18 protein-coding genes are annotated in these 21470 nt (G+C 62.8%); 9 read left to right on the top strand and 9 right to left on the bottom strand.

The window, feature by feature from the left end:
* Positions 1–60 precede the first annotated feature (60 nt).
* The 4 genes from uvrA to EN851_RS04320 all read left to right on the top strand — a co-directional run bounded on the left by uvrA (position 61) and on the right by EN851_RS04320 (position 5654).
* The gene (uvrA, locus tag EN851_RS04335; protein ID WP_127872539.1) at positions 61–2982 is read left to right on the top strand and encodes an excinuclease ABC subunit UvrA; all 2922 of its coding nucleotides are present in this window, start codon (positions 61–63) and stop codon (positions 2980–2982) included.
* Positions 2982–3488 carry a GNAT family N-acetyltransferase gene (locus tag EN851_RS04330; RefSeq protein WP_127872540.1) on the top strand — a complete coding sequence of 169 codons (507 nt, stop codon included), beginning with the start codon at positions 2982–2984 and terminating at the stop codon, positions 3486–3488. Before uvrA ends, EN851_RS04330 begins: the two co-directional genes overlap by 1 nt.
* A 27-nt stretch (positions 3489–3515) precedes the next feature.
* Positions 3516–4322: a DUF72 domain-containing protein gene (locus EN851_RS04325; RefSeq protein WP_135928646.1), complete on the top strand. Its 807-nt coding sequence runs from the start codon at positions 3516–3518 to the stop codon at positions 4320–4322.
* A gap of 183 nt (positions 4323–4505) precedes the next feature.
* Complete coding sequence (locus EN851_RS04320) at positions 4506–5654, top strand: GGDEF domain-containing protein (protein ID WP_127278251.1); 1149 nt, start codon at positions 4506–4508, stop codon at positions 5652–5654.
* 39 nt (positions 5655–5693) lie between these two features.
* Here the strand turns inward: EN851_RS04320 and EN851_RS04315 are convergent, their stop codons facing one another.
* From EN851_RS04315 to urtA, 6 genes are all read right to left on the bottom strand, one after another.
* On the bottom strand, positions 5694–5870 hold the full coding sequence (locus tag EN851_RS04315; protein ID WP_084636783.1) for a hypothetical protein: 177 nt from the start codon (positions 5868–5870) through the stop codon (positions 5694–5696).
* A 260-nt stretch (positions 5871–6130) separates the two neighbouring features.
* Entirely contained in the window at positions 6131–6826 is a 696-nt protein-coding gene (gene urtE, locus EN851_RS04310) for an urea ABC transporter ATP-binding subunit UrtE (RefSeq protein ID WP_127278250.1), read from the bottom strand.
* Positions 6827–6895: 69 nt separating this feature from the next.
* Positions 6896–7642, bottom strand: a complete 747-nt coding sequence (gene urtD / locus EN851_RS04305; RefSeq protein ID WP_135864454.1) for an urea ABC transporter ATP-binding protein UrtD — start codon at positions 7640–7642, stop codon at positions 6896–6898.
* Positions 7643–7648: 6 nt separating this feature from the next.
* Positions 7649–8884 (bottom strand): urea ABC transporter permease subunit UrtC, encoded by a 1236-nt coding sequence (urtC, locus tag EN851_RS04300; RefSeq protein ID WP_135864451.1) that lies wholly within the window; start codon positions 8882–8884, stop codon positions 7649–7651.
* Entirely contained in the window at positions 8881–10497 is a 1617-nt protein-coding gene (gene urtB, locus EN851_RS04295; protein WP_127278247.1) for an urea ABC transporter permease subunit UrtB, read from the bottom strand. Before urtB ends, urtC begins: the two co-directional genes overlap by 4 nt.
* A gap of 107 nt (positions 10498–10604) precedes the next feature.
* Positions 10605–11885: an urea ABC transporter substrate-binding protein gene (gene urtA / locus EN851_RS04290; RefSeq protein ID WP_245464357.1), complete on the bottom strand. Its 1281-nt coding sequence runs from the start codon at positions 11883–11885 to the stop codon at positions 10605–10607.
* Positions 11886–12228: 343 nt separating this feature from the next.
* Between urtA and EN851_RS04285 the strand changes: the two genes are divergently transcribed.
* A complete protein-coding gene (locus EN851_RS04285) occupies positions 12229–12636 on the top strand; it encodes a hypothetical protein (protein ID WP_127278245.1) in 408 nt (135 codons plus the stop codon).
* A 379-nt stretch (positions 12637–13015) separates the two neighbouring features.
* On the opposite strand, the gene EN851_RS04275 is transcribed toward EN851_RS04285, so the two are convergent.
* Positions 13016–13729 carry a DeoD-type purine-nucleoside phosphorylase gene (locus EN851_RS04275; RefSeq protein WP_127278244.1) on the bottom strand — a complete coding sequence of 238 codons (714 nt, stop codon included), beginning with the start codon at positions 13727–13729 and terminating at the stop codon, positions 13016–13018.
* An 87-nt stretch (positions 13730–13816) separates the two neighbouring features.
* On the bottom strand, positions 13817–16393 hold the full coding sequence (locus tag EN851_RS04270; protein WP_135928645.1) for an ATP-binding protein: 2577 nt from the start codon (positions 16391–16393) through the stop codon (positions 13817–13819).
* Positions 16394–16722: 329 nt separating this feature from the next.
* Between EN851_RS04270 and EN851_RS04265 the strand changes: the two genes are divergently transcribed.
* Positions 16723–17460 carry a flagellar biosynthetic protein FliO gene (locus EN851_RS04265; RefSeq protein WP_135880454.1) on the top strand — a complete coding sequence of 246 codons (738 nt, stop codon included), beginning with the start codon at positions 16723–16725 and terminating at the stop codon, positions 17458–17460.
* Positions 17461–17572: 112 nt separating this feature from the next.
* Here the strand turns inward: EN851_RS04265 and dksA are convergent, their stop codons facing one another.
* On the bottom strand, positions 17573–17989 hold the full coding sequence (gene dksA, locus EN851_RS04260; RefSeq protein ID WP_006202025.1) for an RNA polymerase-binding protein DksA: 417 nt from the start codon (positions 17987–17989) through the stop codon (positions 17573–17575).
* 277 nt (positions 17990–18266) lie between these two features.
* On the opposite strand from dksA, the gene EN851_RS04255 reads away from it, so the two are divergent.
* The 3 genes from EN851_RS04255 to EN851_RS04245 all read left to right on the top strand — a co-directional run bounded on the left by EN851_RS04255 (position 18267) and on the right by EN851_RS04245 (position 21407).
* Complete coding sequence (locus tag EN851_RS04255) at positions 18267–18770, top strand: histidine phosphatase family protein (protein ID WP_127872549.1); 504 nt, start codon at positions 18267–18269, stop codon at positions 18768–18770.
* Between the two features lie 76 nt (positions 18771–18846).
* The gene (locus EN851_RS04250; RefSeq protein ID WP_135928644.1) at positions 18847–20325 is read left to right on the top strand and encodes a YcjX family protein; all 1479 of its coding nucleotides are present in this window, start codon (positions 18847–18849) and stop codon (positions 20323–20325) included.
* Positions 20322–21407 (top strand): TIGR01620 family protein, encoded by a 1086-nt coding sequence (locus EN851_RS04245; RefSeq protein WP_127872551.1) that lies wholly within the window; start codon positions 20322–20324, stop codon positions 21405–21407. Before EN851_RS04250 ends, EN851_RS04245 begins: the two co-directional genes overlap by 4 nt.
* Positions 21408–21470: the final 63 nt, after the last annotated feature.

Here is a 21470-nt window from a genome sequence, read left to right as displayed (position 1 = left end):
GGGATGGCCGGGAAAAACCCGCCAATCCCACGAATTCCAGATCTGAGGCGGCGACCGGCGATGGCCGACCATAAATTCCTTTCCATTCGCGGGGCGCGCGAACACAATCTGAAGAATGTCGATCTCGACCTGCCGCGTGACAGCCTGATCGTCATGACCGGCCTGTCGGGCTCCGGCAAATCATCGCTCGCCTTCGACACCATCTATGCCGAGGGCCAGCGCCGCTATGTCGAGAGCCTCTCGGCCTATGCACGGCAATTCCTCGAAATGATGCAGAAGCCCGACGTCGACCAGATCGACGGCCTTTCGCCGGCCATCTCCATCGAGCAGAAGACCACCTCGAAGAACCCGCGTTCGACGGTCGGCACCGTCACCGAGATCTACGACTATATGCGGCTTCTGTTTGCCCGTGTCGGCGTGCCCTATTCGCCGGCCACCGGCCTGCCGATCGAGAGCCAGACGGTCAGCCAAATGGTCGACCGGGTACTGGCGGTCGAGGAAGGCACGCGCCTGTTCCTGCTGGCGCCCATCGTGCGCGGCCGCAAGGGCGAATACCGCAAGGAACTGCTGGAGTTGCAGAAGAAGGGGTTCCAGCGCGTCAAGGTCGACGGCGTCTTCTATGAAATCGCCGACGTGCCGGCGCTGGACAAGAAATACAAGCACGACATCGACGTCGTCGTCGACCGCATCGTCGTGCGCGGCGACCTTGCCACGCGTCTCGCCGACTCCATCGAGACGGCATTGAAGCTGGCCGAGGGGCTGGCGGTGGCCGAGTTCGCCGACAAGCCGCTCGACGCCAGCCAGACCGGCGAGGATTCGGTCAACAAATCCAAGAACGAGACGCATGAGCGCATCCTGTTCTCGGAAAAATTTGCCTGTCCGGTGTCCGGCTTCACCATTCCGGAGATCGAACCCAGGCTGTTCTCCTTCAACAACCCGTTCGGCGCCTGCCCGACCTGCGACGGTCTCGGCAGCCAGCGCGCCATCGATCCCAACCTCGTCGTGCCCGACGAGAACGTGTCGCTGCGCGACGGCGCCGTCAGCCCGTGGGCGAAGTCGACCTCGCCCTATTACTCGCAGACGCTCGAGGCATTGGGCAAGGCCTACAACTTCAAGCTCGGCGACAAGTTCAAGGATCTTTCCGCCGAGGCCCAGGAGGCGATCCTGCGCGGCACCGGCGAGCGCGAAATCACCTTCCAATATGATGACGGCCTGCGCTCCTACAAGACGACCAAGACCTTCGAAGGCGTCATCCCCAATCTCGAGCGACGCTGGAAGGAAACCGAATCCGCCTGGATGCGCGAGGAGATCGAGCGCTTCATGTCGGCAACGCCCTGCCCGGCCTGCAAGGGCTATCGGCTGAAGCCTGAAGCGCTGGCGGTGAAGATCGGCGGCAAGCATATCGGCGAAGTGACGGAACAGTCGATCCGCAATGCCGATCGCTGGTTTACCGACCTGCCGGCGCAGCTCAACGACAAGCAGAATGAGATCGCTGTCCGCGTCTTGAAGGAAATCCGCGAGCGCCTGCGCTTCCTCAACGATGTCGGTCTCGACTATCTCACTTTGTCGCGCAATTCCGGCACGCTGTCGGGCGGCGAAAGCCAGCGCATCCGGCTGGCCTCGCAGATCGGCTCGGGCCTCACCGGCGTGCTCTACGTTCTGGACGAGCCGTCGATCGGCCTGCACCAGCGCGACAACACGCGTCTGCTCGACACGCTCAAGCATTTGCGCGACATCGGCAACACGGTGATCGTCGTCGAGCATGACGAGGACGCCATCCTGCATGCCGACTATGTCGTCGACATGGGTCCGGCCGCCGGCATCCATGGCGGCGAGATCATCGCCCAGGGCACGCCGCAGCAGGTGATGGCCAACCCCAATTCGATCACCGGCAAATATTTGTCGGGTGCGCTCGAAGTAGCGACGCCCGGCGTGCGTCGCGAGGCGAAGAAGAACCGGCGCCTGAAGGTTGTCGGCGCGCGCGGCAACAATCTGAAGAACGTCACCGCCGAAATCCCGCTCGGCACCTTCACCGCCGTCACCGGCGTGTCGGGCGGCGGCAAGTCGACCTTCCTGATCGAGACGCTGTTCAAGGCGGCCTCGCGCCGCATCATGGGTTCGCGCGAGCATCCGGCCGAACACGACCGCATCGAGGGGCTGGAATTCCTCGACAAGGTCATCGACATCGACCAGTCGCCCATCGGGCGGACGCCGCGTTCGAACCCCGCTACCTATACCGGCGCCTTCACGCCGATCCGCGACTGGTTCGCCGGCCTGCCGGAAGCCAAGGCGCGCGGCTACCAGCCGGGACGTTTCTCGTTCAACGTCAAGGGCGGCCGCTGCGAGGCCTGCCAGGGCGACGGCGTCATCAAGATCGAGATGCACTTCTTGCCCGACGTCTACGTCACCTGCGATGTCTGCCACGGCAAGCGCTACAATAGGGAGACGCTCGACGTCCTGTTCAAGGGCAAGTCGATCGCCGACGTGCTCGACATGACCGTCGAGGAAGGCGTCGATTTCTTCGCCGCCGTGCCTGGCGTGCGCGACAAGCTCGACACGCTGAAGCAGGTCGGCCTCGGCTACATCCATATCGGCCAGCAGGCGACGACGCTGTCGGGCGGCGAGGCGCAACGCATCAAGCTGGCCAAGGAACTGTCGCGCAAGGCGACGGGCAAGACGCTCTACATCCTCGACGAGCCGACCACTGGCCTGCATTTCCACGACGTCGCCAAGCTGTTGGAAGTGCTGCACGAATTGGTCGACCAGGGCAACACGGTGGTGGTCATCGAGCACAATCTCGAAGTGATCAAGACCGCCGACTGGGTGCTCGACCTCGGTCCCGAAGGCGGTGATGGCGGCGGCGAGCTGGTCGCGTCTGGAACGCCGGAAGCAATCGTGCGGGAGAAGCGCAGCTACACCGGCCAGTTCCTCAAGGAGCTTCTGGAACGGCGCCCGGGGGGCAAGCGCGAAGCGGCGGAGTGATGGGTAGGGATGGTCGCATCACGGTCCAGAGCAGCTTTGGCGTGAGGCTTGCCCGCCCAGAAGATCTCGCCGCGATCGTCGCGCTGACTCAAGCGGCCTATGCCCCCTACAACGCGATACTCGACGCGCCACCGATCCCGGTTACCGAGGACTACGCACCGCGCGTCGCCCAGGGCGAGGTCTGGCTGCTGGAGAGGGACGCCACGCTTGCCGGGCTAATCACGCTGGAGCGCCATCCCGACCACGTCATGATCTTCTCCGTCGCGGTCGCCCCCGGCTCCCAAGGCAAGGGATTTGGCATCGCGTTACTCAATCACGCGTATGAACAGGCAAGTCTGTGGGGCCTGCCGGAGGTGCGGCTCTACACCAACGCCAAGATGGAACGGAACATCGCGCTCTATCTCGCCTATGGTTTTCACGAAACGGGTCGCCGACCCAATCCCTATCGGCCAGGGTGGGTACTGGTCGACATGGCCAAACCCGTCGACAGGCCCACCGCGGCTTGATCGCTTTTGAAATCTGGGAGGACGACGATGAGCAAATCGGGAACAATCCGCGCCGGCATGGGCGGCTGGACCTTCGAGCCTTGGGACACGTCCTTCTATCCGGACAAGTTGTCGAAGGCCAAGCAACTGAACTACGCCAGCCGGCAAGTGCCGAGCATCGAGGTCAACGGCACCTATTATTCGAGCTTCAAGGAGCCGACCTTCGTCAAATGGGCCAACGAGGCGCCAGACGGTTTCGTCTATTCGCTGAAAGGCAACCGCTTCGTCACCAATCGGCGTGTGCTGGGCGAAGCCGGCGAGTCGATGATGCGTTTCCTCGGTTCCGGCGTGGCCGCGCTCGGTGAAAAGCTCGGACCGATCCTGTGGCAGTTCGCGCCGACCAAGAAATTCGACCCTGACGATTTCGAGGCGTTTCTGAAACTGCTGCCGGAAAAGCAGGACGGCGTCGCGCTGCGCCACGCGCTCGAAGTGCGCAACGACAGCTTCATCGTGCCGGAGTTCGCCGCACTCGCGCGCAAATACAAGGCGGCGATCGTCTATGCCGACCATGCCAAATATCCTGACATCGCCGATATCACCGGCGATTTCGTCTATGCGCGGTTGCAGACCGGCAGCGACGACAATCCCGACTGCTACACGCCAAAGGGCATCGACGAATGGGCGGCGCGCGCAAAAATCTGGGCGGAAGGCAAGCAGCCGGCCGATCTGCGGCGCGCCGACCCCGCTACCGACGCCCCGGTCCAGCCGCGCGACGTCTTCGTCTACTTCATTACCGAGGGCAAGGTGCGCGCGCCGTTCGGGGCAATGGCGCTGATGAAGCGCGTAACCGACTGAAAAAGAATCAGTCGGTTTCCAGCACCCGCTATAAGTGCGTCGCCTATGCGTTTTGGGCGTAGCAAAGCGCCTATTCCTGGGCATCTTCGCCGTGATCGTAACCTTATCGACACTTCCTTGCCGCATGAATACTCCGACGCCAAGCTGCAGAGCTGGAGCCGTCGCCGGCAGGGAAAGAGGGGCATGTCGCTCGACTACACTTCACTTCTGCTCGCTGTCGGTTTCTCCGCCGCTTGCCTCAGCCTGACGCTGTTCGGCATGTGGCTGACCGCCCGCTCGGAAAAGTTCCTGCTGACATGGGCGATCAGCCTGGTGTTCGTGGTTGGCGATATTTTCATCTATGACGCCTATATCGACATGCCCGGGCGCCTGCTCGGCATCGCCACCTCGGCGTTCCTGCTGATCGGCTTTTCGGCCATGCTGGGTGCCGCCTATCAGTTCCGCACCGGCGGCTCGCCGCTGCCGCGGGCGCTGTGGGGTTGCGTTTCCCTGGCGATAGCGCTGCCTCCCATGGCTTTGGGCTATGACGGCCTCGGCTTCATGTTCGAGAACATGTTCGCCGCCTTGCTCCTGTTCGCCACGGCGTTCGAATATTGGAGAGGCCGCGATGAGGCGCCCGCCTTGACGATCGGCATCACCACGCTCTATTCGGCCACGGCCACGTCCTTCTCGCTCTGCGCCATGGTTCTCGCCTGGGACGGAAAACTAGTGCTCGGCCACGCGCCAAGCAATTGGGCGGAAGAGCTCAGCCTGATCGTGGTGATCGCCAGCATGACGGGTATTGGGGCACTTTCGCTTGCCCTCAACCAGGGGCGTCTGGCGCGGCACCACCACCGCAACGCCCTGACGGATCCCCTGACCGGCCTGCTCAACCGGCGCGCCCTGTTCGACATGCATGGCCATATTCCGGTCGGCGCCTTTACCGCCGTGGTCGTCTTCGACCTCGACAATTTCAAAGCCATCAACGACGAATTCGGCCACGCGGCGGGCGACGAGGTGCTGAAGGTGTTCGCCAGAGAGTTGGCAGCCAACCTTCGATCGGCCGACGTCGCCGCGCGCATGGGCGGCGAGGAATTCGCACTGGTGCTGAGGCGCACTCTGCCGGAGACGGTCGAGGAATCAGCTGAGCGCATCCGGGCGGCTTTCGCGATGCGGTTGATAGAAACCGAAACCGGCTCGCTCACCTGCACGGTCAGCGCCGGATTTGCGTTTGGCAGCAAGGAGGGCCTCAGCTTGGACAAGGTGCTCAGCGCCGCCGACAAGGCGCTCTACGACGCCAAGCGCGGAGGCCGCAACCGCGTCATCGCCTCGCCATTCCGGCGCGCGAGCTAATCACTCGCATCATGGCGAGTCTGTGATCGAAGACTGCCCCTAGGCGGCCATGACGATTTCATTGAAGGCATCGAGGTCGACGTAGAAGACCTTGGTGATCTCCTCGATCAGATCATCGTAGTCGCAGCCCTGTGACCTCAAGATATTGATGGCGGCAATGATGTCGACACGTTCGGTAAGCCGCCGCTTCTGGTAGTCCTCGACGTAACGTTCCATGGCTGTCCCTTAGCCTGTGTGCCCAAACGCGTTTGAACGACAGAGATCGGGAAGCTAGGAAGCCTTGCTTGCGTGGAACTTGCAGAACCTTCGCCGCGCCTCGATCTGCGATAACCAGACTGATACGGAAGCGGCCGACTCACAAAGCCTGGAAAAGACTAGCATGCGACATCGCGTGTGCCAGAGACGCGGATGATGGATGGAAGAAATATTGGACTTGCCAAGAACTTCAAATCTTCAACTGAAGTCCAGTGCCGATTCTAGACCGTGAGGAATTTGCGAACATCAGCCCGGTCTAAATCTTGCGCCGGGCCGGTGTGGACGATCTGGCCGCGATCCATGATGTTGACCTCGTCGGCAAGCTCTCGGCAGAAGTCGAGATACTGTTCGACCAGCAACACAGCGATGCCGGCCTGGTCGCGCAGATAACGTATGGCGCGGCCGATGTCCTTGATAACGGAGGGCTGGATGCCTTCGGTCGGCTCGTCGAGCACCAGCAGCTTCGGCCGCATTACCAGCGCCCTGCCGATGGCCAACTGCTGCTGTTGACCGCCGGAAAGATCGCCGCCACGGCGGCCAAGCATCTGCCTCAGCACCGGAAACAGCTCGAAGACGTGCGCCGGCACGTCGCGGTCGGCGCGCCTCAAGGGCGCGAAGCCGGATTCGAGGTTTTCGCGCACGCTGAGCAGCGGAAAGATCTCCCTGCCCTGCGGCACGAATGCGATGCCCGACCGGGCGCGGTCATACGCCGCGCTCCGGTCGAGCGCCTTCCCCTCGAAGGCAACGCTTCCGCTCGTCAGCCGGTGATGGCCGACGATCGATCTCATCAAACTTGTCTTGCCGACGCCGTTGCGGCCGAGCACGCAGGTGATCTGGCCGGCAGCCGCCTTCAGCGACACGCCACGCAGCGCCTGGGCGGCGCCGTAATGGAGCGTGGCATTGGAAACTTCGAGCATGTCAGCGCCTTCTCCAGAACCGAAGAAACGACATGTCGAAGTGATGGAATTGCACCCGCCAGACCATGCTCATCTCCCCAGATAGACTTCGACGACGCGCTCGTCGGCCGATACGAAATCGAGCGTCCCTTCGGAGAGCACCGAGCCCTCATGCAGGCAGGTGACCTTGACGCCGAGTTCGCGCACGAAATGCATGTCGTGCTCGACGACGATGACCGAATGGTCACGGGCGATGTCCCTGAGCAGCCGCGCGGTTTCCTCGGTCTCGGCATCGGTCATGCCGGCGACCGGCTCGTCGACCAGAAGCAACTTCGGATCCTGGGCCAAGAGCATGCCGATCTCAAGCCACTGCTTCTGGCCGTGGCTAAGATTGGCCGCCAGGTCATGACGCTTGTCGCCCAACCGGATGATGCCAAGAATCTCGTCGATCCGTCGCGTCTCGGCGGGCGATTGGCGGTGGAACAGCGCCGGGAAGATCGAGCGCGGCCCCTTCAGCGCCAGCATCAGGTTTTCCTCGATCGTGTGGCTTTCGAAGACGGTCGGCTTCTGGAATTTGCGGCCGATGCCCATCATGGCGATCTCGGCTTCGTCATGCCTGGTGAGGTCCACCTGGCCGTCGAAGAACACTTCGCCTTCGTCGGGTCGCGTCTTGCCGGTGACGATGTCCATCATCGTCGTCTTGCCGGCGCCGTTGGGGCCGATAATGGCGCGCATCTCGCCTTTGTCGAGCACCAGCGACAGATTGTTGATGGCGCGAAAGCCGTCGAAGGATACCGAGACGCCGTCGAGATAGAGGATTGTGTTGGACTTGCTCATGGCCGCTTACTCCGCAGCCTGCGGTTCGGGATCAGACCAGGACCATTCGCCTGGATTTCTCGCCGGCGATCGAGCAGGCTTCGAGGTGGCGGATGCGACTCTCACCTCGGTGCCGGCTTCGTCAGCGAGGGAAGCTACGCGCAATGCCCTGGCATTGCCGCGCCAACTGTCCCACATGCCGATTATGCCCTTCGGCAGGAGCAAGGTGACGGCGACGAACAGGCCGCCCAGCGCGAACAGCCAGAATTCCGGCAGCACACCGGTGAACCAGGATTTGCCGGCATTGACGAGCAGCGCGCCGATGATCGGCCCGACGATGGTGCCGCGTCCGCCCACCGCCGCCCAGATCACCACCTCGATCGAATTGGACGGTTCGAATTCGCCGGGATTGATGATGCCGACCTGCGGCACGTAGAGCGCGCCGGCAATGCCTGCCATGACGGCCGAAACGGTGAAGGCGAACAGTTTCACGTTCTCCGCCCGCCAGCCGAGGAACCGCGTGCGGCTCTCCGCGTCGCGCACGGCCATCAGCAGCTTGCCGTATTTGGAGCCGACGATCGCCCAGGTGATGAAAACGGCGAGCGCGAGCATTACCGCGCTGGCCGCGAACAGCGCCGAACGGGTCGCGTCGGCCTGCACGTTAAAGCCCAGAATATCCTTGAAATCGGTGAGCCCGTTGTTGCCGCCGAAGCCCATGTCATTGCGGAAGAAGGCGAGCAGCAGCGCATAGGTCATCGCCTGGGTGATGATCGAGAGATAGACGCCGGTGACGCGGCTGCGGAAGGCGAACCAGCCGAAGACGAAGGCAAGCAGGCCGGGCACCGCCAGCACCATGATTGCCGCGAACCAGAAATGGTCGAACCCGGTCCAGAACCACGGCAATTGCTTGTAGTTCAGGAACACCATGAAATCAGGCAGGATCGGATTGCCATAGACGCCGCGCGAACCGATCTGGCGCATCAGATACATGCCCATCGCATAGCCGCCGAGCGCGAAGAAGGCGCCGTGGCCAAGCGAAAGGATGCCGCAATAGCCCCAGACCAGATCGAGCGACAGCGCCAGCAGCGCGTAGCAGAGATACTTGCCGGTCAGCGCGACTATGTAGGACGGCACGTAGAAGGCGCTGGTTGGCGAAACAGCCAGGTTGAGCAGCGGCACGATGACGGCCACCGCCAGCAGGGCGAAAATGGTGATGGCGATGCGGCGGTTGGCACCCGCGGCGAAGAAGCGTCCTGACATCATGCTTCCACCGCCCTGCCCTTGAGCGCGAACAGGCCGCGCGGGCGCTTCTGGATGAAAAGGATGATCAGCACCAGCACGACGATCTTGCCGAGCACGGCGCCGGCATAGGGTTCGAGAACCTTGTTGACAATGCCGAGCGAGAAGGCGCCGACCAGCGTGCCCCAGAGATTGCCGACACCGCCGAAGACGACGACCATGAAACTGTCGATGATGTAGCCGCGGCCGAGATTGGGCGAAACATTGTCGATCTGGCTGAGCGCGACGCCTGCAATACCGGCAATGCCGGACCCCAGCGCGAAAGTCAGCGCGTCGACCCACGGCGTCCTGATGCCCATCGAGGCGGCCATGCGCCGATTGGCGGTGACTGCGCGCATCTGCAGGCCCCAGGGCGTGCGCTTCATCACGTAGAGCAACATGCCGAACACCGTGAGCGCGAACACCAGTATCCACAGCCGGTTCCAGGTGATGGCCAGTTGTCCGACGTCGAATGAGCCGGACATCCAGGACGGATTGCCGACCTCCTGGTTGGTCGGTCCGAAGATCGAGCGCACCGCCTGCTGCAGGATCAGCGATACGCCCCAGGTCGCCAGCAGCGTCTCCAGCGGCCGGCCGTAAAGAAAGCGGATGACGCCGCGCTCGATGATGAGACCGACGAATGCCGCAACCAGGAAGGCAAGCGGCAGCGCGATCACCAGCGACCAGTCAAAGAGGCCGGGAAAGGACGTGCGGATCACCTGCTGGACGACGAAAGTCGTGTAGGCGCCGAGCATCACCATCTCGCCATGTGCCATGTTGATGACGCCCATGACGCCGAACGTGATCGCAAGCCCGATCGCTGCCAGCAGCAGCACCGAACCCAGCGATATCCCATACCAGATGTTCTGGCCGGCATCCCACAAGGCCAGCGTCGAATTGATGTTTGCGATCGCAGCCGTCGCCGCGTCCTTGACCGCTCCAGAGGCGTTGGCCTCGACCGAGGTGAGCAGCGAAACAGCATCGCGGTCGCCGCGCGCACCGATCAGGGCGATTGCGGCGAGCTTGTCTGCGTCGGGCTTGTCTGAAACCAGAATGGAAGCGGCACGCGCCTGTTCCAGCAAAGCCTTGACGCTTGCCACGCTTTCACTGGCGATGGCTGCGTCGAGCGGGCCGATATTGGCGGCGTCCGGTGTCTTGAACATGGTGTCCGCGGCGGCGATGCGGACCGTCGGATCCTTGGAACCAAGCGTCAACGTGCCCAATGCATCGCGGATCGTGCGGCGCAACGTGTTGTTGACGCTGATCTTGGTTATGTCGTCCTCGGAGGCCTCGCCTGCTGGCTCGCCGCTCAGCGGGTCGAAAAGCTGGACGTTTTCGTCGCCTTCCTTGCCGACAAACACCATCGAGTCGGCCGTACGAACGTAAAGATTGCCGTCCGCCAATGCAGCAAGCGGCCGTTCGACAGCCGGATCGCCTGTGGCCGTCAACTCTTGAACGACAGCTCCTGTTTCGGAAAAGTCCGTTACTGTCGCGAATTTGGCGATGATGGCACGCAGATCGGCTTCCGCAGCGCCCGAAGACGACAGCGTCGTCAGCAGGAACAGAAGCGTCAGGCCAATCGCGTGGAGAATCTTCATCGGCTTTCGGTGACCATTGAAGGTTGAAGTTGGCGTCCGGACAGTGGAGGAACTGTCCGGACGCGCGCGGTCTTGGGCGTGGACCCGAAGGTCCAGCCCGGGGAGGATCAGTTCGTGCCCTTGCCGCCGCACTTGCCGGTTTTGACGTTGAAGTTGCCGCAGCTGAGCGGCGCGCGCCAATCGGAAATCAGGTCCTTGGAGTCGGGCAGGTAGTCGGACCATTCGTCGCCCATCACCAGGCCCGGTGTCTTCGAAACCGTTTCGAATTGGCCATTGGCCTGGATTTCACCGATCAGCACCGGCTTGGTGATGTGATGGTTCGGCATCATCGTCGAATAGCCGCCGGTCAGGTTCGGCACCGAAACGCCGACCATGGCATCGATGACCTTGTCCGGATCGGTGGTGCCGGCCTTTTGAACCGCCTTCACCCACATGTTGAAGCCGATATAGTGGGCTTCCATCGGGTCGTTGGTGGTGCGCTTGTTGTTCTTGATGAACTTGTGCCAGTCGGCAATGAACTTCTTGTTCTCGGGCGTGCTGACGCTCTCGAAATAATTCCAGGCCGCAAGATGGCCGACCAGCGGCTTGGTGTCGAGACCGGCAAGTTCTTCCTCACCCACCGAGAAGGCCATGACCGGGATGTCTTCGGCCTTGATGCCCTGGTTGCCGAGTTCCTTGTAGAACGGAACATTGGCGTCGCCATTGACGGTCGAGACGACGGCGGTCTTCTTGCCGGCCGAACCGAACTTCTTGATCGCCGAAACTTCGGTCTGCCAGTCGGAAAAACCGAACGGCGTGTAGTTGGTCATGATGTCTTCGGCCGCGACGCCCTTGGACTTCAGATAGGCTTCGAGGATCTTGTTGGTGGTACGCGGATAGACGTAGTCGGTGCCTTCCAGCACCCAGCGCTTCACCGAGCCGCCGTCCTTGCTCATCAGATAGTCGACGGCCGGAATGGCCTGCTGGTTTGGAGCCGCACCGGTGTAGAACACGTTGCGCTCGCTTTCCTCGCCCTCATACTGGACGGGATAGAACAGGATGTTGTCGAGCTCGGAGAACACCGGCAACACCGATTTGCGCGACACCGAGGTCCAGCAGCCGAACACCGCCGCGACCTTGTCCTTGGAGATCAGTTCGCGCGCCTTTTCGGCGAACAGCGGCCAGTTGGAAGCCGGATCGACGACGACGGCTTCAAGCTTCTTGCCGAGCAGGCCGCCCTTGGCGTTCTGCTCGTCGATGAGCATCAGCATGGCGTCCTTCAGCGTCGTCTCCGAAATCGCCATTGTGCCCGACAGCGAATGGAGAATGCCGACCTTGATCGTGTCGTCGGCAGCCCTGGCCGGAGCGGATATCATCAAACCGGCGGCGACCACGCCCGCCGAGACCATTTTTGTTATTGTCGAGAAATTACCCCTCATACCGAAGACTCCCAAGCTGGTTGATTGCACCGCAACACTACGATGCAACCCCCGTGCCAACCGCTGCCGGCTTGCTGAAAATAGCAAACTAACCGAACGTTATCAGTTAGTTGATACATTAGAATGAACAGAGATAAGAGAGCCGGTTAAAAAATGATTGAGGGAAATTTGCGCAGCGCACGAGGCGTATGCCTAATTTTAGCTCATTTTTGACACGTGCCTATATTTTGACCTTGGCGCACGTGTCGCGGACGACAAATGTTGCGGCGCGGCACGAAAATAGGGCAAGCTTGTCGTTCAAACGGACGACGTCATGACATCAGGCATTTCACGCATATTCATCGGCATTTTGTCTGTGGCGGCGGCAACCGGAGCGGCACGAGCCGATTTCAGCGATGGCAAGATGCCCGATGGCACTTATCACTGCGAAGTCTATCTGCTCGGCCTGTTCCTCAACCTCGGCGACATCACCATCAAGGGAAACGCCTACACAGGCCCCGTCACCTTCGGTACCGCCCAACAGGCTTACAACTATCAGATGGATGCAAACGGTGTGATTTCGTGGCTGGGCCCGCTCGGCGGCTATACCGCCGGCGGCAACGCGCTCTCGATGACCCAGGCAACCCTGGACGGCCAGAACCCGCCCTCCTTCGACATCATCATGAAGCAACCCGACGGGGCCTTCACCGCCTCGACCTGCACCAAGGGAGGCAATCAGTAGGCCTTCGCCTCCCATCGGGGCTGCCTTGGGAGTCTGCACGTCTGCCGTGTCATCTGGATGTTGCCGAAACTGGATAGGCAGCGGTGCGCCGTCACATCCACCTCGAGAGGCAGACACCATGGCCAATTCCCCGTCTTCATCCTCCCCCTTCATTCGCGACGCTTCAACTCGGGAAAGCCGAGTGTCGAAAGAGCGGCGACCGCATGTGTTTCGCCGGCAAACAACGAGCCGACAAAGCTGCCGCCGGCGATCAATGCGCTGGATGCAAGGCTGCCTTTCAGGAGCGTGCGGCGCGAAACGCGCTCGGCGATGACGCGTCTACGACAAGACCCACGCCGCCGCCGATGGCTATGAAACAACGATCGTTGCGCGACGCCGCCTAGCGCGCTTCCGTGGCAATTTCGAGCGCCAGGCGGCTCATGTCGGTGAAAAGCTCCTGGCGTTCGGAATAGTCGGTCTGTTCGCCGGTGAGCAGATTGTCGACCACGGTCAGCAGCGATAATGCCCTCGCGCCGAAATGCGCCGAGATGCGATAGAGAGCGCTGGTTTCCATGTCTACGGCCAGCGCTCCGAGCGCCCTGGCGTCGGCATAGCGGGCACGTGGGTCGGGATGGTAGAATATGTCGGTGCAGGCTGTCAGGCCGGCGTGGTGGTCGATGCCGAGTTCGGTTGCCTTGGCCAATGCGCAAGCGAGCAGTGCCGGATCCGGGCCGACGTCAGCCTCGTAAAGGCCAAAGACCCGGCCGTTCTCAGTGTCTTCAGGCCGTGCCGATTGCGAGATCACAAGGCTGCGCAGCTTTGCCTCGGCGCTCAGGCCACCGCAGGTACCGGTGCGGATCAGTGTCCGGGCGCCATAATAATCAAGCAATTCATGCGCATAGATCAGGAACGATGAAACACCGATACCCGTCGCCTGAATGCTGATGGGCCTGCCTCGAAACGAGCCGGTAAAGCCAAGCGCACCGCGACGACGATTGACACAACGCGGCGTGTCGAGAAACGTGCCGGCCATCCACTCCGCGCGCTGCGGGTCGCCCGGCAACAAAATCGTGTCGGCGTAGTCGCCCTTGCTTGCCTCGATGTGTGGCGTCAACAGCTGCTCCCCCAAGCCCGCCTGCTATATTGCCAATAATCATGGCGTTGTTACCGCGTTATGCAAGGGGCGCGGCATTGGAAATACCTAAGATTCAAGCACATCCTTGACGATCGTAGCCAGTTGCTTGAGCGAGAACGGTTTTGGCAGGAAGCCGAAATGCGCCTCCGCCGGCAGGTTTCTGGCGAATGCGTCCTCGGCATAGCCGGAGACGAAGACGAACTTGATGTCCGGCTGGCGTTTGCGCAATTCACCGAGCAGCGTCGGCCCGTCCATTTCCGGCATCACTACGTCGGAAACGACGATGTCGACCTTGCCGCCGAGCGCTTCGAACACTTCCAGCGCCTCGACGCCGGAGGACGCCTCGTGGACGGTGTAACCGCGCGAGGTCAGTGCCCGCATGCCGCCCATGCGCACGGCGTCCTCATCCTCGACCAGCAGTACCGTCGCCGACCCGGACAGGTCCTTGGTGCTATCGGCCAATTTGACTGCCGCGGCGGCCGGTGCTTCACCGGGTTCGGCCGCCTTTTTCGCTTCCGCGATGTGACGTGGCAGGAAAATGCGGAAAGTCGATCCCTTGCCGACTTCGGAATCGCAGAAAATGAAACCGCCGGTCTGCTTGATGATGCCGTAGACCATGGACAGACCGAGGCCCGTGCCCTTGCCGACCTCCTTGGTGGTGAAGAACGGCTCGAAGATCTTCTTCAGCACGTCGGGCGCGATGCCTGAGCCGGTGTCCTCGACCTCGACCACCACATAGTCGGCGGCCGCGAGTTCGCGATACGGGAAGGTCTTGGACTCCTCGGCGGTCACGTTGCGTGTGCGCACGGTGAGATCGCCTCCCGCCGGCATCGCGTCGCGCGCGTTGACCGCCAGGTTGACCACCACCTGCTCGAACTGGCCGATATCGACCTTGACCGGCCACAGGTCGCGGCCGTGGTCGACCTTGAGCTTGATGTCGTTGCCGACCAGCCGGGCAAGCAGCATCCTGAGATCGGCGAGCACGTCGGTGAGGTTCAGCACTTCCGGCCGCAGCGTCTGCTTGCGCGAGAAGGCCAGCAACTGCCTGACCAGCGAGGCGGCTCGGTTGGCGTTCTGCTTGATGTTCATGATGTCGGGGAAGGACGGATCCGACGGCCGGTGATTGGTCAAAAGCAGGTCCGACGCCATGATGATGGCGGTCAGCACATTGTTGAAGTCGTGCGCGATGCCACCGGCGAGCTGGCCGACGGCCTGCATCTTCTGGCTTTGCGCCATCTGCCCTTCGAGCGCCTTTTGCTCGGTCGTCTCGACGGCGTAGACGATGGCCGATTCCTCGGCCCCTTCGCCGCCGGTACCGTCGGCGACGGCATTGACGTAGAAGCGGATGTGCCGTTCTTCGTTGCCGGGCAGCACGGTGTCGATCGGTTCGATATCGGCCTGCCGCTGCCGGGCTTTCTCGAACGCTGCGGCAAAGGCCGGCCGGTCGCGGTCATGGATCACCGTGTCGAGCCGTACGCGGCGATCCACGGCATCGCGGTCGACGACCGAGGAAAACAGCGACAGAAAAGGTGCGTTGGTGCGCAGGATGCGTCCGCTGGCATCGACACCGGCGATCGCCATCGGCGTCGAATTGAAGAAGCGGGTGAAGCGCACTTCCGAAGCGCGCAGATCGGCCGAGGCATCCTCGCCTTGCGTACGGTTGAGCACGATGGTGCGCGTCGGGCCGCCGACGCCCTCGCGGCTTGCCGAAACGCGGTGCATGAAGCGCACTGGCAGCGCCTCGCCGGTCATCGTCGTCAAGTCGAGATCGATGACCGCATTGCGCGTCGTGCCGGGATCCGCCTTGACGGAGCGCACCAGCGCCATGCCGTCGCCGGCAACGATATCGGGCAAGGTGACGGCGCCGGGCGTGAAGCTGGCAAGGTCGATGCCCAGCCATCCGGCGAGCGTGGCGTTGATGTAGGTGACGCGGCCGTCCTGATCGGCCGAAAAGAAACCGGCCGGCGCGTGGTCGAGGTGATCGATGGCCTTCTGCAGATCGAGGAAGAAACGCTCCTGCTCGGCCCGCTCCTGCGAAATATCGGCGAGCTGCCAGGCCAGCATCGGCAACCGCTGGCCCGGAACGCTGAACGCGCGGGCGCGCGCCCGGTACCAGCGGGCGCCCGGTTCAGCGCCGGGCCGGATCGATTGCGCGAGCCTGAACTCGCCATCGCCCGGCTGCCCGTCACGCAAGCCGGACGCCAGCCGGTAAATGGTCACCGAGGCCTCGGGGACATCCGAGAGCAATCCTTCGACGGTCTTCAGATCGGCGGCCGAGGTGGCCCCGGTCATATCGGCATAAGCCCGGTTGGCGTAGACGACGCGACCCTTGGTGTCCGTGACCAGCAGGCCTTGGCTCATCGAATCGACGAAAGCCTTGGACAGTTCGTCGCCCGTCGAGCGCGGTGTGATCTGCACGAAGCCGATCGCGGTCGCGAACAGGAAGCCGACACCGATCATCGCCAGCACGCCGAGCATGCCGAGCAGGAAGGGATCGCCGAGGCGCTCGCGGAAAAGGCCGAAGACGATGGCCGCGCCCGTCAGAACGACGATGAAGATGATAAGCCGGGTGACCGCGCCCGGTCGCGTATTCTGGTCGACGATCGGTACCGGATAGAAATCGCCGCGCGCTTCCTTGGCCATATGCCCCCTGCTCGTGAAATCCGAGGTTCCGACACCCGCCCCTAATGCATGTCGCCCAAAAGTGACTTCGGTTTTGGGAAAACGTCACGCATGAAAAACAAGGACCTGAAACGCGTCGCATGAATCCGTTTCAGCGCGACGCGCTTTAGCCGGTTGAATCATATTCTCCTAGTCCGGAAAAGGCCCGGGCGGCAAATGTCAGATAAAAATGATGTCGACCGGCCTTCCCTGTGTTTCAAGTTGTTCACGATGCGTGAAAGGCAACTTGCGGTGGCCAGTCGCAACGGTCTAGTGTCGCGTCACTTTCCAAAACCGATCAGGGGAAACCAATGCAGTGGCTGGATAGCGTGGCGGGTCCCGGTTATGCGGCGGCACTCCTGTGGACCTTCGCGGCGCTGATCCTGCTGGTCATCGTTCTCATCATCGTCAGGCTCGTGCGCAACCTGACCTTCGGGACGTTTGTCGCCGGCGGCCGCAACCGCAAGACGCGGCTCGCCGTCATGGACGCCACCGCCGTCGACAGCCATCGCCGACTGGTGCTGGTGCGACGCGACGACATCGAACATCTGCTCCTGATCGGCGGTCCGACCGACGTCGTTGTCGAACGCGACATCCGCCTCGCCGCGCCGCGCCGTCCGGCCTTGACCGGGGATGGCGGCCCGCAGCCTGTCCCGGCGGCCGGGACCCCGGTCGCGAAGCCGCGGCCGCCGCAGCCCGCTCCCGCGCCTCCCAGACAAGCACCCGCTCCGCAGCCGGTGGCAGGGCCCGCCCGCCAGCGCCCGGCGGCACCGCCACCGGCTCCCGCAGCGAAACCGGCGGCGCAAATCTATCAGTCGACCAATGTCACGCCGCTGCCCGCCTACGGCTCCGCCAATGCCAATGCCGTCAGGCACGCGCCACCGCCGCCGCAGGACAGCATCGACGACACGCTGATGAAGGAACTCGAGGTTTCGCTCGACCAACCACGGTCCGGCGGCCCGGCGGCCAAACCGGCACCCAAGGCGCCGCCGTCGCTCGATGATGAAATGACGAGGCTTTTGGGCGAACTCTCAAGCCAGAAGAGATGATTTGCGCCCCGGGTGGCCTGCCGGTGAATTGAACCGGTCGACGGTCAAGCGCGCCTTGGCATGCAAAAATGGCCGGAAACCGGCCATTTGGAAATCAATGCAGCGCTATCTGTCAGTCGTCGCGATAGACTTTTTCACGGCGCTCATGGCGCTCCTGCGCTTCGATCGACAAGGTAGCGATCGGGCGGGCGTCGAGCCGCTTCAACGCGATCGGCTCACCGGTCTCCTCGCAATAGCCATAAGTGCCTTCGTCGATGCGCTGTAGTGCCGAATCGATCTTCGAGATGAGCTTCCGCTGACGGTCGCGGGCCCTGAGCTCGATGGCGCGGTCGGTTTCCGAAGAGGCGCGGTCGGCGAGGTCGGGATGGTTGGCGTTTTCCTGCTGCAGGATTTCGAGGGTTTCGCGCGCTTCGCGCAAAATGTCATTTTTCCAGGTGACGAGCTTTAGGCGGAAGTAGGATTTCTGCCGTTCGTTCATGAACGGCTCGTCTTCGGAGGGTACGTAATCGGCGGTAACGATGTCGTTCATTCGACTCACCCAAACAGCCCCAAATTTGGCGCCTATATATTCGCCGCCAGACGCCTGCACAAGCGCAATCAGCCACCGGCTCACGCAATTGTTAAAGTGCGCCCGCAGCCTTCCCCGGAGCGGGATAGATCTGTTTCGATGGCGAAAGTAGGACGATCTTCGCCGCTTGCCCCCGCAAGTGATTCGCCGCGCCGAAGAACGTGCACCATTGTGCGCGATGCTTTTCTCGTGGCTAATCGCGGCAGGACTTCGGCTTTCGGGCGTCATTGGAGGTTGAGTGAGCAGGCTTTATCTGTTGCGACACGCCAAGGCCGGCTGGGCCTTGCCGGGCATGCGTGATTTCGATCGTCCGCTCGATGCATCCGGCCGCGCCGATGCCGAAAAGATGGGGGCCGCGATGCGATCCCGTTCCTATGTGCCGGACCTGACGCTGTGCTCCAACGCCAAACGCGCCAAGGAAACGCTCGAGGGACTGGCCGGTCAGACGGACACAGGCAAGGTGCTGTTTTTCGACACGCTCTACAGCGAAGACGCGGCCGGCTATCTCCGGCTCGTCCGGGATCATGGCGGATCAGGCTCCTTGCTGGTCATAGGCCACAACCCGATGACGGAGGATCTCGCCATGGCGGTGTCGGGCGATGGTGGCGAGACGGAGCGGGCAATGCTCAATCATGGCTTTCCGACCTCGGGCCTCGCCGTCGTCCGTTTCCCCGGCAATCTGGCGAAAGCGGCCCAGGGAGCGGGCTATCTCGAAGCCTTCCTGACACCGGCCGATCTCTGATGCCGATGTCCAGCGCCATTTCAAAGCCGGGTTCCACCGCCTATATCGGGCGGACGCAAGTCCGAGAGAGCATATTTTGGCATCATCGCTGACCACCTTCACCGACGAGGCAAGAATTGCCCTCGACACATTGTCGGGACGTGCCACCGGACTTTTTTCTCCATCGCTGCGCTTGGGTGTCACGGGTCTATCCCGCGCGGGCAAGACCGTCTTCATCTCGGCCTTCGTCCACAATCTGATCCACGGCGGACGCCTGCCGCTGTTCGAGGCGCAGAAATCGGGGCGTATCGCGCGCGCCTTCCTCGAACAGCAGCCCGACGACGCCGTGCCGCGTTTTCAGTACGAGGACCACATCGCCGCTCTGGTCAACGATCGCGTCTGGCCGGACTCGACCCGCGCCATCTCTGAACTGCGGCTGACGATCGAATATGAATCGGCCTCCGGCTGGAACCGTATGTTCTCGTCGGGCAAGCTGTCGGTCGACATCGTCGATTACCCCGGCGAATGGCTGCTCGACCTGCCGCTGCTCGGCAAATCCTTCGCCGATTTTTCGCGCGAAGCCCTTGAAATGGCCACGCTGCCGGTACGCGAGGACCTGTCGCGGGCCTGGCGGGCGATCTCGGCGGAAATCGACCCGAATGCCGACGCCGACGAAATGACGGCACGCCGGCTGGCCGAGAGCTTCGCCGCCTACCTCAAGGCATGCAAGCTCGACGAGCGAGCGCTTTCGACCTTGCCGCCCGGACGTTTCCTGATGCCGGGCGACCTCGAAGGCTCGCCCGCGCTGACTTTCGCGCCGCTGGCCGGCCTCGGCGACAGGCGCGCGCGCAACGGTTCGCTGCACGCCATGATGGAACGGCGCTACGCGGCCTACAAGACACATGTCGTCAAACCGTTCTTCCGCGAACATATCACGCGTCTGGACCGCCAGATCGTACTCATCGACGCCATGCAGGCGCTGAACGCCGGGCCTGGCGCCATGGCCGACCTGGAGCGCGCCGTCACCGAGATCCTCAGCTGCTTCCGCCCCGGCCGGGGCAGCTTCCTCACCGACCTCTTCTCCCGGCGTATCGACCGCATCCTGGTTGCCGCGACCAAAGCCGATCATCTGCACCACGAAAGCCATGACCGGTTGCAGGCGATCGTGCGGCGCCTGGCCGACCGCGCCGTGGCGCGGGCGAATTTCACCGGCGCCGATGTCGACGTGGTCGCGATGGCGGCCGTGCGCGCGACCCGCGAAGGCACCGTCAAGCAGGGCCGGGAAACATTGCCCGTTATCATCGGCACGCCGATCGCCGGCGAGAAGATCAATGGCGAAACCTTCGACGGAAAGACGGAAACAGCTATATTTCCTGGTGATTTACCGGAAAAAATTGATGCTGTTTTCGATCTTTCGGGACCGGACCACAGGCAGGACTCCACAGACCCGGCAATCCGCTTCGTCCGGTTCCGTCCGCCCAAACTCGAACGCACGGCCGAAGGCGTCACGCTGTCGCTGCCGCATATCCGGCTCGACCGTGCCCTGCAGTTCCTGATCGGAGACCATCTGGCATGACAGCGCCCCGCAAACCGGCGGCATTCCGTATCGAGCCGGAAGCCACGCCGAAACAAGACGCGCCTCGACCACGCCAGGCCGAACCGCCGCGCAAACCGCGCCCGATGAAGGCCGATGTGGCGCTGGTCATCCCGGCGGAGGTCGACGTCTTCGACGAACCGGACATTATTGCCGCCGAGCCGTCGCCGTCGGTCGCCCCCCGAAAACGCTCGGTTCTCGGCAGCATCTTCTTCGGCGCCTTCGGCGTGCTGGTTTCGCTGGCTGTCGGCCTGTGGACCGACCAGTTGATACGCGATCTCTTTGCCCGCGCCGAATGGCTGGGCTGGCTCGCCGCCGGCATGGCGGCGACAGCGTTGCTGGCGCTTCTGGTGATCCTGATTCGCGAATTCCTGGCGATCGCCCGCCTCGCCGAGGTCGAAAAGCTGCAGAGGCGGGCCCTCGACGCCATCGCGCGCGACGATCCGAAAGCGGCGCGATCTGTGGTCGATGAACTGTCGGCCTTTGTCGCGGCCAAACCCGAGACCGCGGCCGGCCGGCGCGCGCTGGCCGAATTGCGCGGCGAGATCATCGACGGCGCCAATCTGGTGCGCCTGGCGGAAGCGGAAATCCTCGGCCCCCTCGATGCCAGGGCCAAGGTGATGGTCCTCGAGGCTGCAAAGCGCGTCTCGCTGGTGACGGCGGTCAGCCCGCGCGCGCTCGTCGACGTCGCCTATGTCGTCTTTGAGGCCGGGCGCCTCATCCGCCGGCTGTCGGAACTCTATGGCGGACGGCCCGGAACGCTGGGTTTCTTCCGCCTGGCGCGCAGCGTGCTGGCGCATCTGGCGGTCACCGGCTCGATTGCCGTCGGCGACAGCTTTGTCCAACAGATCGTCGGCCACGGCCTGGCGGCGCGCCTCTCGGCCAAGCTCGGCGAAGGCGTCGTCAACGGCATGATGACGGCGCGCATCGGCATCGCCGCCATGGAGACGGCGCGCCCCCTGCCCTTCAGCGCCGCCAAGCGCCCGGGACTGGGCGATTTCCTCGCCGCGCTGATGTCGTTCGCGACAAGGAAAGACACCGAAACAAACGCACCCGACAAATGACGAGCGCCTCTTTCGCGGCACGATGGGATTGCGCTTTCGAGGCCCTGAGGTGACGAAGCATTA

It is taken from the genome of Mesorhizobium sp. M8A.F.Ca.ET.208.01.1.1 (assembly GCF_004791315.1).
Lineage (GTDB): Bacteria > Pseudomonadota > Alphaproteobacteria > Rhizobiales > Rhizobiaceae > Mesorhizobium.
The sequence above is the reverse complement of the archived record's forward strand: the minus strand, read 5'-3'. Positions and strand labels throughout refer to the sequence as shown.